This is a genomic window from Noviherbaspirillum sp. (assembly GCF_035944575.1).
Lineage (GTDB): Bacteria > Pseudomonadota > Gammaproteobacteria > Burkholderiales > Burkholderiaceae_D > Noviherbaspirillum.
Genome location: NZ_DASZBA010000229.1, coordinates 1 through 13,565, shown reverse-complemented (window position 1 = coordinate 13,565; position 13,565 = coordinate 1). Strand labels below are relative to the sequence as shown.

The 13,565-nt window shown below is 59.9% G+C and carries 11 protein-coding genes, 1 tRNA gene and 1 pseudogene; 10 read left to right on the top strand and 3 right to left on the bottom strand.

The window, feature by feature from the left end:
• Positions 1–35: 35 nt before the first annotated feature.
• The 4 genes from VGU61_RS18255 (at position 36) to VGU61_RS18240 (ending at position 3,999) form a co-directional block, all read left to right on the top strand.
• Positions 36–1,010, top strand: a complete 975-nt coding sequence (locus VGU61_RS18255) for an acetyl-CoA carboxylase carboxyltransferase subunit alpha (RefSeq protein WP_326860666.1) — start codon at positions 36–38, stop codon at positions 1,008–1,010.
• 3 nt (positions 1,011–1,013) lie between these two features.
• Complete coding sequence (tilS, locus tag VGU61_RS18250; RefSeq protein ID WP_326860664.1) at positions 1,014–2,411, top strand: tRNA lysidine(34) synthetase TilS; 1,398 nt, start codon at positions 1,014–1,016, stop codon at positions 2,409–2,411.
• A gap of 144 nt (positions 2,412–2,555) precedes the next feature.
• Positions 2,556–3,806 (top strand): aspartate kinase, encoded by a 1,251-nt coding sequence (locus tag VGU61_RS18245; protein ID WP_326860663.1) that lies wholly within the window; start codon positions 2,556–2,558, stop codon positions 3,804–3,806.
• A gap of 99 nt (positions 3,807–3,905) precedes the next feature.
• Positions 3,906–3,999: transfer RNA gene (locus VGU61_RS18240), tRNA-Ser, on the top strand.
• A gap of 264 nt (positions 4,000–4,263) precedes the next feature.
• Here VGU61_RS18240 and VGU61_RS18230 read toward each other — a convergent pair.
• The 3 genes and pseudogenes from VGU61_RS18230 to VGU61_RS18220 form a co-directional block, all read right to left on the bottom strand.
• Positions 4,264–4,722: pseudogene (locus tag VGU61_RS18230) on the bottom strand (integrase core domain-containing protein); the annotation flags it as partial.
• Between the two features lie 232 nt (positions 4,723–4,954).
• Complete coding sequence (locus VGU61_RS18225) at positions 4,955–5,263, bottom strand: hypothetical protein (RefSeq protein WP_326860662.1); 309 nt, start codon at positions 5,261–5,263, stop codon at positions 4,955–4,957.
• Between the two features lie 112 nt (positions 5,264–5,375).
• Positions 5,376–6,386 (bottom strand): XdhC family protein, encoded by a 1,011-nt coding sequence (locus tag VGU61_RS18220; protein ID WP_326860661.1) that lies wholly within the window; start codon positions 6,384–6,386, stop codon positions 5,376–5,378.
• A 462-nt stretch (positions 6,387–6,848) separates the two neighbouring features.
• Here VGU61_RS18220 and VGU61_RS18215 point away from each other — a divergent pair, with 462 nt between their 5' ends.
• From VGU61_RS18215 to VGU61_RS18190, 6 genes are read left to right on the top strand one after another with little or no spacing between them, the layout of a single operon-like run.
• Complete coding sequence (locus VGU61_RS18215) at positions 6,849–7,325, top strand: (2Fe-2S)-binding protein (RefSeq protein ID WP_326860660.1); 477 nt, start codon at positions 6,849–6,851, stop codon at positions 7,323–7,325.
• A 1-nt stretch (position 7,326) separates the two neighbouring features.
• Positions 7,327–9,729 (top strand): xanthine dehydrogenase family protein molybdopterin-binding subunit, encoded by a 2,403-nt coding sequence (locus tag VGU61_RS18210; protein ID WP_326860659.1) that lies wholly within the window; start codon positions 7,327–7,329, stop codon positions 9,727–9,729.
• Between the two features lie 10 nt (positions 9,730–9,739).
• Positions 9,740–10,537: a xanthine dehydrogenase family protein subunit M gene (locus tag VGU61_RS18205; RefSeq protein ID WP_326860658.1), complete on the top strand. Its 798-nt coding sequence runs from the start codon at positions 9,740–9,742 to the stop codon at positions 10,535–10,537.
• Positions 10,538–10,547: 10 nt separating this feature from the next.
• A complete protein-coding gene (locus VGU61_RS18200; RefSeq protein ID WP_326860657.1) occupies positions 10,548–11,477 on the top strand; it encodes a MoxR family ATPase in 930 nt (309 codons plus the stop codon).
• Complete coding sequence (locus tag VGU61_RS18195; RefSeq protein ID WP_326860655.1) at positions 11,474–12,730, top strand: VWA domain-containing protein; 1,257 nt, start codon at positions 11,474–11,476, stop codon at positions 12,728–12,730. The genes VGU61_RS18200 and VGU61_RS18195 overlap by 4 nt, the downstream gene beginning before the upstream one ends.
• Positions 12,717–13,223 carry a carbon monoxide dehydrogenase subunit G gene (locus tag VGU61_RS18190; protein ID WP_326860654.1) on the top strand — a complete coding sequence of 169 codons (507 nt, stop codon included), beginning with the start codon at positions 12,717–12,719 and terminating at the stop codon, positions 13,221–13,223. The genes VGU61_RS18195 and VGU61_RS18190 overlap by 14 nt, the downstream gene beginning before the upstream one ends.
• The last annotated feature ends 342 nt before the right edge of the window (positions 13,224–13,565 follow it).

Below are 13,565 nucleotides of genomic sequence, written 5' to 3'. Positions count from 1 at the left end.
TGAACACTATCCTTGCGGGGATAAGCGGAGGCACGATGAGTAAAACGAGTTTTCTTGCTTTTGAGCAGCCAATTGCAGAACTTGAAAGCAAGATCGACGAGTTGCGGTTCGTGCAGGATGATTCTGCCGTCGACATCTCGGAGGAGATTGACCGTCTTTCCAAGAAAAGCCAGCAACTGACCAAAGATATTTATGCAAAGCTGACGCCTTGGCAGGTTTCGCAAATTGCTCGACACCCACAGCGCCCGTACACCATGGATTACGTGAATGAAATATTCACGGATTTTCATGAATTGCATGGCGACCGTACCTATGCGGACGACCTGTCGATTGTCGGCGGTCTGGCACGCTTCAATGGCCAAGCCTGCATGGTCATTGGTCATCAGAAGGGGAGGGATACCAAGGAGCGCGCAATGCGCAACTTCGGCATGCCGAAGCCAGAGGGGTATCGCAAGGCAATGCGGCTTATGAAGCTGGCAGAAAAATTTGGTCTGCCAGTTTTCACCTTCGTCGATACACCAGGTGCTTTTCCCGGCATCGACGCCGAGGAGCGCGGGCAGTCGGAAGCGATCGGTCACAACCTGTATGTGATGGCAGAACTGAAGGTGCCGCTTATCGCCACCATCATCGGTGAAGGCGGCTCGGGCGGCGCGCTGGCGATCGCAGTTGGCGATGCAGTACTGATGCTGCAGTATGCAACCTATTCCGTTATTTCGCCCGAAGGCTGCGCATCGATTCTCTGGAAAACGTCGGAGCGGGCTTCCGATGCGGCAGAAGCGCTTGGCTTGACCGCGCATCGGCTGAAGGCACTGAACCTGATCGACAAGATCGTCAATGAACCGCTCGGTGGCGCCCACCGCGATCCGAAGCAAATGGCTGCGCTGCTCAAGCGTGCATTGGCAGACACGATGCGCCAATTCCAGGGCGTCAAAACCAAGGACCTGCTCGCCGCACGCCATGAAAAATTGATGAGCTATGGACGCTTCAAGGAAATTTCGTCGCCGGAATAAGATGTGACGATTCATTCGCTTGCACAAATCGCAGACGCATTTGAACGCGCGCTAGAAGACATCCTGGCGCGCGTTTGCGTTTCAGGCGCGGTTCCTTTAAAGATGGCCGTCGCCTATAGTGGCGGACTGGATTCATCGGTTCTGTTGACTCTTGCCCGTGACTACGCGGCATCGCATCGCATCGAACTGTTTGCTTTTCACATCAACCACGGGATCAGCGTAAATGCATCCCGATGGCTTGCACACTGCGCGGAAAGATGCGCATCACAAAACATATCCTTTGATTCGCGTGAGGTGCAATTGGCCGGGTGCGACAAGACCGGAGTCGAGGAGGCCGCTCGTATCAGTCGCTACGCCGCTCTCGGACAACTGTGCCGTGCGCATGACGTATCGTTGTTGTTGACGGCACATCATCAGGACGATCAGGCGGAAACGGTTCTGCTGCAATTGCTTCGCGGTTCGGGGGTCGCCGGATTGTCGGCGATGGAAGCATTCAATACGGCGCCGGCATTGCTGGGTGATCCGCATCTTGTGGTCGCGCGTCCTCTGCTGGCATTTTCACGGGCCCAGCTTGAATTCATTGCCGGCAATCGGGGCATCGTATATATCGAAGACGAGTCAAACGCCGATCCCAGTTATGCGCGCAATGCGCTTCGCCATCATGCAATGCCTGCGTTGGCAACTTACTTTCCGGGATTCGAGAAGCGACTGGCGCGAACCGCCCGTCACGCACAATCCGCGCAGCGGCTTCTCGATGAATTAGCCGCAATGGATTTGGCCAATTGTCTCAGCGGAGAGCAGGTTGATTTGAGCCGGCTCCGTCTTCTTGGTGAGGACCGGATCGACAATTTGCTTCGCTATTGGATCTCGTCCCGCGGCGTGCGCATGCCGAGCACCGCGTGGTTGGCGGAGATGCGGTTGCAACTGTTCAACGCGAAAGAAGACGCGCAAGTCTGCATCAAGCATCCCGACTGCGAGATTCGGCGGCATCGCGGTAATGCCTTCCTCATCGATCGCCGGATCAAAGTCGACAGCGACATGCCGCCAATCCGCTTTCTCTGGAATGGCGAACCGAGCATGACGTTCCCCCAGTTATACGGCGTGCTGCATTTCGACGAGGTGGAAGAGGGCATTGATGCAACCTGGCTCCGCAGGCAAACCATGCAGATAAGGTGGCGCGCAGGCGGTGAAAGGCTGAAGCCGGCTTCGAACCGGCCGACACGCAGCTTAAAGCAACATTATCAGGCGCTCGATATTCCCGTATGGGAGAGAAATTTTCTGCCGGTGATCGAGATTGATGACAGGCTTGTGTTTGCCGCAGGTATCGGTACGGATTGCCATTTTTTCAGCGACAAGAATGGCCCGCGCATCCGCATGCGCTGGCAACATGTGACAACCTGACGGGTCAGTTCGTCGGGCTGGTTCATAGAGTCAATTGAATTGCTGCTTGTCATATCTCAAGGCAGCAGGTAGACTAAAGGGTTGTTTTTCTCGCTTTGCGTAAGTCGTTTTACGTCAATTTTCAGGCCTTCCCTTTCACACTCTATGGCTTTAATCGTCCACAAGTACGGCGGCACGTCGATGGGTTCGACTGAACGCATCAAGAATGTCGCAAAACGCGTTGCAAAATGGCATGACGCCGGTCATCAGATCGTGGTTGTACCGTCGGCAATGTCCGGTGAAACCAACCGATTGATTGCACTTGCAAAAGAAATCATGCCGCAACCGGACCCGAGGGAACTCGATATGCTTGCCTCTACAGGTGAGCAGGTGTCCGTAGCGCTGCTGTCGATGGCACTGCAGTCCATTGGCAAGCAGGCGGTCTCGTATGCCGGCTGGCAGGTTCCCATCAAGACCGACTCTGCCTATACCAAGGCCCGCATTCAATCAATCGACGACACCAAGGTCCGCCGCGATCTCGACGCTGGTCGTATCGTTATCATTACCGGCTTTCAGGGTGTGGACGACAAAGGCAATATTTCGACTTTGGGACGTGGCGGCTCGGATACATCCGCGGTCGCCGTGGCAGCGGCACTGAAGGCAGCCGAATGCCTCATCTACACCGATGTCGACGGTGTCTATACCACCGACCCGCGCGTGGTGACCGAGGCTCGCCGCCTGAAGACGGTCACCTTCGAAGAGATGCTTGAGCTGGCTTCGCTTGGATCAAAAGTGCTGCAGATCCGGTCCGTCGAATTTGCCGGCAACTACAAGGTGCCGACGCGCGTACTGTCGTCACTCACCGATCCGCTGATGTCGCTGGAAGAGGAAGCGAACTCCGGCACCCTGATTTCGTTTGAGGAAGATACACACATGGAACAAGCAGTCATTTCCGGTATTGCGTTCAATCGCGATGAAGCCAAGATCACGGTACTTGGCGTACCGGACCGGCCGGGCATCGCTTACCAGATTCTTGGTCCGATCGCGGATGCCAATGTCGAAGTCGACATGATCATCCAGAACCAGTCAGTCGATGGCAAAACCGATTTCACCTTCACGGTGCCACGCGGTGAATACGCAAAGGCGATGGATGTTCTGAACAAGAGCGTCAAGGAGCATATCGGCGCAGCAAACATCAACGGCGACACGAAGGTATCCAAGGTATCGGTGGTTGGCGTCGGCATGCGCAGCCATGTGGGCATCGCTTCCCAAATGTTCCGTACGCTGTCGGAAGAGGGCATCAACATTCAAATGATTTCCACGTCCGAAATCAAGATCTCCGTCCTGATCGATGAAAAATACATGGAGCTGGCGGTACGCGCATTGCACAAGGCGTTCGACCTCGAAAAAGGTTGATAAATCTTAACTGAATGCATAGTTTCATTGACCTGACGCGCATGAAAAGCTATCATGCGTGGCTTCGACAGGTTGGACTTGCATTACAGCCTGACGTGTGGAGACGTGGCCGAGTGGTCGAAGGCACTTCCCTGCTAAGGAAGCATATGGGCTTAAACCTGTATCGAGGGTTCGAATCCCTCCGTCTCCGCCAAGTAGCCAATAGATAAGCGCCTTTCGAGGCGCTTTTTTTTATCCATCAAATTACCCATCAAAACGCAAAGTATTATCAATATACAAAGCCTTTTTTACTGGACGAGATAGATGGGAACAAGCGTTCTTCATGCGCGGCCCTTTAAGCGTTTATCCAAAGGAGAACGCACTATGGCTAGTTTGAAGATCGAGGCTCTGCTGGTCGATGGTGATATGCCCCAAATAAAGAGTGCCATGGGCTTTCTAGCAAAGTTCGTTAAAAACCTCAGATTCTTTCCTCATCGCAGGCCTTTGGCAGCCGGTTTGTCCGACAGCTTGCAGCAAATTTCGCCGGTGTCTAGTAGTTCAATGCGCTATGCAGCCGATGCTCATTGTAATCGCGCCGCCATGCAGCGATTCGAATGCGCGCCTCGGCCAGGCTGGTGAACCAGTAGGTCGTTCATGCATTCTTCTCTGAAGCGACCATTGAAACTCTCGATGTAGGCGCTCTGCGTTGGCTTGCCCGGCTCAATCAGCTCCAGTTGCATGCCATTCTGATACGCCCACTGATCCAATGCCTTGCCGGTGAACTCTGGGCCCTGATCCGTTCGGATTGCTGACGGCAGGCACGGAACTGCGCTGCTCGCTCTAGCACGCGAACGGCGTAGTGACCGGAAATGCCATGCTCAGCCACCAAATCGACGGACTCCTTGGTGAAGTCATCCACGATGGTCAACACCTTGATGAGTAAGCACAAGCGACCGAAATATGCAGCGAAACCGAACGCTGAAATAAGAAGAGCGTCGACGTTACTGCCGACGCTCGATGAAGTATGTACTTTGATGTATGCATGCTTCGCCGGTTTCAGTGACCTGAGTCGCTGTTAGAACAGGCGATTCAGCCACCGCTCGAGAACTATGCATGTTTAAGATGTAAGTCCTAAAGAGAGGGAATTTTTCTCCACCTTTAGTCAGCGTTTACGCCTTCTTCTCAAACCGGGTCGACATGAATTCGTGCCAGCTGTTTCTAGCCGGGAGGGCGTCGCGGAGCTCAGCCTCAGGCAGCTCATTGGAGTCGAGCAGCGCATTTAGCTGATCTTCGTGTTTCAGGCGGCGATTCTCCAATAGATGGGCATACAGTTCGTCGTATTGTCTGTTTTCGACGGCGGAAAGCCGAGGGTCTGCAGCGTACATGTCGCAGACGGTAATCAGTCCCTTGTACCCATAGACCGGAGTCACTGCTGGCATTGCCACGACTAGTGCAAGCACATCGCTTTCCCGACGCATGCCGGCCACCTACAATTTGGCCAGCTCATTCCAACGTGCTAAGAACGCCCCTTCGCTCGCCTTCGGGTTGCTAATGCGACAGAGCCCAGACGGATGTAGATGTAACGTGGCTCTATGGCTTCCAGTTCGGCTCGGATGTTTTCGCACTCTTTGCGTTACCGACCTGCATTTCAGTCGGCAGCGCCACGCCGTTCTTGGCCGCAGTCATCTCTGCCAGGATCGAGATCGCGATCTCCGGCGGCGTCTTGCTACCGATGTAGATGCCGACCGGGCCATGCAGCTTCGCCAACTGTGCATCGGTCACGTCGAACAGTTTGAGACGCTCGCGGCGCTTGGCATGATTGGCGCGCGAACCGATCGCGCCGACGTAGAATGCGTCGGACTTGAGCGCTTCCATGAGCGCCAGATCGTCAAGCTTGGGATCGTGGGTCAAAGCCAGTACCGCGCTACGCCCGTCGAGCCGCATGGCGGTGACGACGTCGTCGGGCATCGCATGCACCAGCTCCACACCATCGACTTGCCAGCCTGTACGGTATTCCTCTCGCGGATCGCACACCGTGACGTGATAATCCATGCCTACTGCGATCTGCGCCACAAAGCGCGACAATTGCCCGCTGCCGATGATCAGCAGGCGCCAGCGCGGTCCGTGCACGGTGGTGAGCATGGAGGCCGATACCTGCAACGTCATGCCGGGCCCCGCAGGCCCGAGCGTCACCTCGCCGGTGCGCAAGTCGAGACGGCGTGCCACCAGTTCGCGGGCCGACAATCGCTGCAGCAGCTCGGAAATCAGGCTGCCCGCGGACAGCGGTTCAATCGCCAGCTGGATCGTTCCCCCGCACGGCAGGCCAAAACGGTGCGCTTCGTCGGCGGTGATGCCGTAGGTGACGATTTCCGGGCGGTCACGCGTGATGCCTTGCTTGCGCGCGCGGTCGATCAGGTCGTCCTCGATACACCCGCCGGACACCGAACCGACCACGCGCCCGTTGTCGCAGATCGCGAGTATCGCGCCTTCCGGTCGTGGGCTTGAACCCCATGTCTTGATGACGGTTACCAGTTCGCAGCGGTGACCTTCGGTCAGCCATTGTTCGCAGGTTTTAAGCACTTCCAGGTCGATGCTGTCCATGATGGTACACGCCGAAGCGTTCCGCAAGAGTAGGGAGCAAGCCGCTCCATGGCACGGCAGTCGGTAGTCGGCAGCCGGCATGGCTATCTCTTGGCCAGAGAAGCGCCGCTGCCACGGTTCCGGTCCGCATTCGATCGGCCTGCCGATGCTGCACTGCGGTTTACTGAATCAATACTTTCTGAAGGAAATTCTGATGCCCACGTAAAGATTTCTTTTGATCTACCGCAAAGATGGCGGGCACAGTGGACGTACGCTAAACCGGCATTCCCAAAGCCAGCCCTTCCGGCCGACTGCGACTTAAAAAAATCGATGACAAGGCGAGCAGCCAGTTGTCGGGACAAAACGGAGACACACTTCACCGGTTGATCCAACGGGTCGCCGGCCACGGCCGTTTCTTCTGGCTGCCCTGCAGCGCCTGCTCCTGTCTTGCTCAAACAGCATTTCATTTTGAGGAGTAATCGCATGGCAATCCAGGTATCCATGACCGTCAACGGCACGTTGGCAAGCGCGGAGATCGATCCGCGGACCCTGCTAGTGCAGTTCCTGCGCGAAAACCTAACCCTGACTGGCACCCATGTCGGCTGCGACACCAGCCAGTGTGGCGCCTGCACTGTGATCGTCAACGGCGATGCGGTCAAGTCGTGCTCGGCCTTGGCCGCGCAGTTTCAGGGCGCGGACGTGACGACCATCGAGGGCGTGTCTGGTGCCGACGGCGAACTGCATCCGATGCAGGCGGCCTTCAAGGAATGCCATGGCCTGCAATGTGGCTTCTGCACGCCGGGCATGATCATGTGCGCGATTGACCTGGTCAAACGCCATCCGGATGCATCCGAGCGCGAAGTCCGGGAACAGCTTAAGGGCAACATATGCCGTTGCACCGGATATCACAACATCGTCAAGGCGGTGCAGCTGGGTGCTGCCAACATGAGAGGAGCCTGACATGAACGCCCCCTCCGAACGCGAAACCGGCATTGGCGCTTCCGTGCGCCGCAAGGAAGACTATCGCTTTATCACCGGCAGCGGCAAGTACACCGACGATGTGCAGATTCCCGGCCAGACATATGCCTATTTCCTGCGTTCGCCACATGCGCACGCAGCGATCCGGTCCATTGACAGTAGCGCCGCGCAGAGCGCTCCGGGTGTCATCGCTGTCTTCACTGGCGAGGATCTCGCTGCGGACAAGGTCGCCGGCGTTCCCTGCGGCTGGCTGATTACCGACGTCAACGGCGAGCCGATGAAGGAGCCGGCGCATCCGGCGCTCGCCCAAGGCAAGGTGCGCTACGTAGGCGACCAGGTAGCGATTGTGATCGCCTCGACCTATCTTCAGGCCAAGGACGCGGCCGAGCTGATCCAGGTTGACTACGATATCTTGCCGGCGGTCGCCGATGCGCGCGATGCACTCAAGGACGGCGCACCGGTGCTGCATGACATCGCGCCCGACAACAAATGCTATACCTGGTCGCTGGGCGACAAGGCGGCGGTGGATGCGGCGTTCGGAAATGCGCATCACGTCACCCGCATCGAACTGATCAACAACCGGTTGGTGCCGAACGCGATCGAGCCGCGCGCGGCGGTGGCACAGTACAGCCGCGGCGATGACAGTTACACGCTGTACGTCGCCAACCAGAATCCGCATGTCGAGCGGCTGCTGCTTACCGCTTTCGTGCTGAGCCTGCCGGAGCATAAGATGCGTGTCATCGCGCCAGATGTCGGCGGCGGCTTCGGATCAAAGATCTTCCTCTACGCGGAAGACGTAGTGCTGGCCTGGGCGTCGAAGAAGGTAAACCGGCCTGTCAAGTGGACCGCCGAGCGTTCCGAGTCTTTCCTGTCCGACGCGCACGGGCGCGACCATGCGACCGTGGCCGAGATGGCAACGGACCAGAACGGCAAGTTCCTGGCCATGCGGGTGCACACTGTCGCCAACCTCGGCGCTTACCTGTCGACCTTCGCGACCTCGGTCCCGACCATCCTGTACGCGACGCTGCTCGCGGGGCAATACGCTACGCCGCACATCTATGCCGAGATCGACGGCGTGTTCACCAATACCACCCCTGTCGATGCCTACCGCGGTGCCGGACGGCCGGAGGCAGCCTACGTGGTCGAAAGGCTGGTCTCGGCGGTGGCACGCGAGATGAAGATCGACGACGTCGAGCTGCGGCGGCGCAATTTCATTACCGCGTTCCCTTACCAGACGCCGGTCGCCCTGGAGTACGATACCGGCGACTTCCATGCGTGCCTGGACGGCGCCATCGAGCTGGCCGACGTCGCCGGTTTCCCGGCACGACGCGAGGAAGCGAAGCGGCGCGGCAAGCTGCGCGGGCTGGGCTACTCGACTTACATCGAAGCCTGCGGGCTAGCACCGTCGAACATCGCCGGCGCGCTGGGCGCGCGCGCGGGACTGTACGAAGTCGGCGAAATCCGCGTGCATCCCACCGGCAGCGTCACGGTGTTCACCGGATCGCACAGCCACGGGCAGGGACATGAAACCACGTTCGCCCAAATCGTATCGACGCGGCTAGGCATTCCTTTCGATCAGGTCGACATCGTGCATGGCGACACCGGCCGCGTGCCGTTCGGCATGGGGACCTACGGATCGCGCTCACTGGCCGTGGGCGGCTCGGCGATCGTAAAGGCGCTCGACAAAATCGAAGCCAAGGGCAAGCAAATCGCCGCCCACCTGATGGAAGCGTCCGCGGGCGACATTGAGTTCAAGGACGGCAAGTTCACCATCGCCGGCACCGACCGCAGCGTACCGTTCGCGCAGGTCGCGCTGGCCGCCTATGTGCCGCACAACTATCCGCTGGACAGGCTTGAGCCGGGATTGAACGAGACCGCTTTCTACGATCCGACCAACTTTACCTATCCGGCCGGCACCCATATTTGCGAAGTGGAGGTCGACCCTGAGACCGGCGCGGTCGAGGTGGTGGCCATGACCGCGGTGGACGACTTCGGCAAGGTGATCAATCCGATGATCGTCGAAGGCCAGGTCCATGGCGGGCTGGCGCAGGGCATCGGTCAGGCGCTGCTGGAAAACTGCGTCTACGACCATGAAAGCGGGCAGCTGCTGTCCGGCAGCTATATGGATTATGCGATGCCACGTGCCGAGGATCTGCCCAGCTTCAGGGTGGATAGCCGGGTCACGCCCTGCACGCACAATCCGCTTGGCGCCAAAGGCTGCGGCGAAGCAGGCGCCATCGGCTCGCCGCCGGCCGTCATTAACGCTGTCATCGATGCACTCTCGCCTCTGGGCGTGACGCACCTGGACATGCCGGCGTCGCCGGAACGGGTGTGGAACGCGATCCGCTCCGCCCGGCAGAGCAAACCCGCCCAACAGCCCGCATGAGGAGGACAGCATGTACGCATTCGAATTGCATCGACCCCGGAGCGTGAGCGAGGCAGTGGCTTTGCTCGCCCATCCCGACAGCCGGCCGCTTGCCGGCGGCCAGAGCCTGATCGCGGCGATGAAGCTGCGGCTGGCGTCGCCGGCTAGCCTGGTCGATCTGGGAGGCATCGACGAACTGCGGGGTATCCGGCGCGAAGGCGACGCGCTGGTCATCGGCGCCGGCACCCGCCATGCCGAGATCGCCGCATCCGGCGACGTGCGGCAGGCGATTCCCGCGCTGGCCTGGATGGCTGGTGAGATCGGCGATTTGCAGGTGCGCAACGTCGGCACTCTGGGCGGAGCGATTGCCAACAACGATCCGGCCGCCTGCTATCCGGCAGCCGTGCTCGGGCTGAACGCAATTATCCGCACTGATCGGCGCACCATTGCGGCCGACGATTTCCTCAAGGGTATGTACGAAACCGCGCTGGCGTCCGACGAGCTCATCACCGCCGTGGAGTTCCCGGTGCCCGAGAAGGCGGCCTATATCAAGTTCGTCAATCCAGCCTCACGCTTCGCACTGGTAGGCGTCTTCGTCGGGCGCGGCAAGGATGGCCGGGTGCGGGTGGCGGTGACGGGTTGCGCCGGCTGCGCATTTCGCGTGGCCGATCTGGAAAAGGCGCTCGAAGCCGATTTCTCGCCGGACGCCGCCAAGGCAGTGCGGGTTTCGAGCGACAACCTGAGTTCCGACCTCCATGCGAGCGCCGACTACCGCGCGCATCTGATCCCGGTGCTGACCGCGCGCGCAGTCGCCAAGGCACTCGAATGAGCGCGTATGTATGGCGATAGACCGACTTCCGGCATCCGTCGACGAGGTGGCGCAATTGCTGTCCTCGCAGCAGTACATCGCCGAGCGCCACCTTGCCACCACGCTGTACCTGGCGATGACCATGGGGCGGCCGATGTTCCTGGAAGGCGAGGCAGGTGTCGGCAAGACGGAGGTCGCCAAGGCGCTGGCGGGCGGGCTGGGCCGCCGCCTGGTGCGCCTGCAGTGTTACGAAGGACTGGACATTGCCAATGCGGTCTACGAATGGAATTACCCGCGCCAGATGATCGAGATCCGGCTCGCCGAGGCGGCAGGTGAAGTCTCCCGCGACACCCGGGACCGTCTGGGAGCAGACATCTTCACCGATCGCTTTCTGATCAAGCGCCCCCTGCTGCAGGCGCTGGAAAGCACGCAGGACGGTCCACCGGTGCTGCTGATCGACGAGCTCGACCGCGCCGACGAGCCGTTCGAGGCTTACCTGCTCGAAGTGCTGGCGGAGTATCAGGTCACTATCCCGGAGTTCGGTACCGTCCGGGCCGAACGTCCGCCGCTGGTGGTGGTCACGAGCAACCGCACGCGCGAGATCCACGATGCGGTCAAGCGGCGCTGCTTCTACCACTGGGTCGACTATCCCGACAAGGCAAGGGAACTGGAAATCGTCCGCCGAAAGGTGCCGCAGGCGGCCGATGCATTGAGCCGCAACGTGGTCGCGTTCATCGCCCGCCTGCGCGGCATGGCGCTTTACAAGGCGCCGGGCGTGGCCGAAACCATCGACTGGGCGGCGGCCCTGACTGTGCTGGACAGGACCACGCTCGACGCCGAAGCGGTGCAGACGACGCTGGGCGTGCTGCTCAAGTATGAGGACGACATCGCCAAGCTGGATGCCGACAGGGTGGCGCAGCTCATCAGTGACGTCCAGGTCGACCTGGCGGGGCAGCGATGAGCACGGCGCCCACGGACCCGCAGACCCCACAGCTGGCGGACAACGTGGTGCATTTTGCACGCGTGCTGCGCCGCGCCGGAATGCCGATCGGACCGGCCAAGGTGATCGATGCGTTGCGTGCGCTGGAGGCAGTCGGTGTGGAACGGCGCGACGATTTCTATTATGCGCTATCGACTGTCCTGGTCGATCGGCGCGATCAGCAGACGATTTTCGACCAGGCATTCGATCTGTTCTGGCGCGATCCTTCCCGCCTGCAGCAGCTGCGGCAGCTGCAGGATCTGCTGGGCGGCATGCGTGCCGCCGGCGACGCGAAACCAGCGCCTGCGCCACGCGTGGCACAGGCGCTGTGGCCGAATGCACCCAACGCACCGCGGCTGCCTCAGGTCGACGACCTGCCGCCGGATATCCGGCTCGACGCATCGATGACAATGTCCGCACGCGAAATGCTGCAGACCAGGGATTTCGCCGCCATGACGCCAGACGAGCTGGCCGAAACGAAGCGCCTGATCGCCTCGATGCGCATGCCGCTTCCTGAAATTCCTAGCCGCCGCGCGCGTCCTGTTCTCTCAGGCAACCTCGTCGATCTGCGCGGCACATTGCGCCGCCTGGTCAAGGCGCCCGACGGCTTCATCGAACTTCGGCATCGCGCCCCGCGCATGCGACCAGCCACGCTGGTCATTCTGTGCGACATCTCCGGCTCGATGGAAAGCTATACGCGCATGCTGCTCCATTTCATCCATGCGGTATCCAATCGGAACAGCCGGGTACACACCTTTCTGTTCGGCACCCGGCTGTCCAACATCACCCGTTCACTGCGTGACCGCGACGTCGACATCGCGCTAGGCCAAGTGGCGCGGCAGGTGGCAGATTGGGCCGGCGGCACCCGCATCGGCGCGTGCCTGGCCGAATTCAACCGGCGCTGGGCGCGCAGACTGTTGGGACAGGGCGCCGTCGTGCTGCTCATTACTGACGGCCTGGACAGTGACGGCGCGGACGGCCTCGCTGTCGAAACGGAACGGCTCAGCCTCGCATGCCGACAACTGGTCTGGCTCAACCCACTTCTGCGCTTCGAGCGATTCGAGGCCAGGACGTCCGGCATCCGGGCGATTCTGCCGTACGTCGACCTGTTCCTGCCCGCGCATAATCTGACCAGTCTTGGCAGCCTGGGAAAAGTGCTGAGCGCCGCAGGTTCCCGGCGTCCGCCGGGCCGCCGCATTCTTCATCCTGCAGGAGATTGCTATGGACATCTCTAGTATTCAAATCGTGCCGGCACCACCGGACAGAGTCTGGGCTGCCCTCAACGATCCGCAATTGCTCAAGGCCTGTATTACAGGCTGCGAAGCAATCGAACGCATCGCTGACAATGAATACAAAGTTGCGATGTCGGTCAAGATCGGTCCGGTGAACGCAAAGTTCGCCGGAACGATCGTCCTCGTCGACCTGAAACCGCCGCAATCCTATACCCTCCACTTCGAAGGACAGGGCGGAATGGCAGGCCATGCGAAGGGCGTCGCACAGGTCGTGCTGTCACCAGACGGCGAAGCCACGAAACTGGCGTACACCGCATCGGCGCAGATCGGCGGCAAACTGGCCCAGATCGGCTCCCGTTTGGTCGATGGCGCCGCGAACAAGATGGCGGCCGATTTCTTCGCAGCGCTTGCCAGAGAACTCAAGGAGCACCCGCACGCCCCCGCCGTGCCCGATGCAAGCGTTAGGGAGCCTCCCGCTTCGAGCGCTTCCGGCTGAGCCGGGATTGCCTATGGCCGCCCGGCGTTTTCAGCGCAGATCGAGTGGGCCGCGAAACACCGGAACGCGGTGATGGGCATCGCCGGGAGCGGGCCGGTCCGCTTACTCGGCATGGGAAATACCTGGTATGCGGGTAGGAGTATGCCGGGGTGCCGATTGGCTAGCCACCCCGGCTATATCACGAAGATAAGGAGACGGAAATGGGCGAAGGCACTAAAGGATTCAGAGTCTGGAACGTCCAGATGCAGGAGATCCCGTCCGAGGCACGGGCTCACGATTCCACTGCGGAAACTGCGCAGAAAGCGGTGATGTCCGCATCCGTGGAATGTCTGGAATGCGGCA

Excerpts from the sequence above, each read along its gene's own strand:
- VGU61_RS18210 (WP_326860659.1), top strand. The coding sequence starts at position 7,327 with ATGAACGCCCCCTCCGAACGCGAAACCGGCATTGGCGCTTCCGTGCGC.
- VGU61_RS18190 (WP_326860654.1), top strand. The coding sequence starts at position 12,717 with ATGGACATCTCTAGTATTCAAATCGTGCCGGCACCACCGGACAGAGTC.
- VGU61_RS18215 (WP_326860660.1), top strand. The coding sequence starts at position 6,849 with ATGGCAATCCAGGTATCCATGACCGTCAACGGCACGTTGGCAAGCGCG.
- VGU61_RS18200 (WP_326860657.1), top strand. The coding sequence starts at position 10,548 with ATGGCGATAGACCGACTTCCGGCATCCGTCGACGAGGTGGCGCAATTG.
- VGU61_RS18245 (WP_326860663.1), top strand. The coding sequence starts at position 2,556 with ATGGCTTTAATCGTCCACAAGTACGGCGGCACGTCGATGGGTTCGACT.
- VGU61_RS18220 (WP_326860661.1), bottom strand. The coding sequence starts at position 6,386 with ATGGACAGCATCGACCTGGAAGTGCTTAAAACCTGCGAACAATGGCTG.
- VGU61_RS18225 (WP_326860662.1), bottom strand. The coding sequence starts at position 5,263 with ATGCGTCGGGAAAGCGATGTGCTTGCACTAGTCGTGGCAATGCCAGCA.
- VGU61_RS18205 (WP_326860658.1), top strand. The coding sequence starts at position 9,740 with ATGTACGCATTCGAATTGCATCGACCCCGGAGCGTGAGCGAGGCAGTG.
- VGU61_RS18255 (WP_326860666.1), top strand. The coding sequence starts at position 36 with ATGAGTAAAACGAGTTTTCTTGCTTTTGAGCAGCCAATTGCAGAACTT.
- VGU61_RS18195 (WP_326860655.1), top strand. The coding sequence starts at position 11,474 with ATGAGCACGGCGCCCACGGACCCGCAGACCCCACAGCTGGCGGACAAC.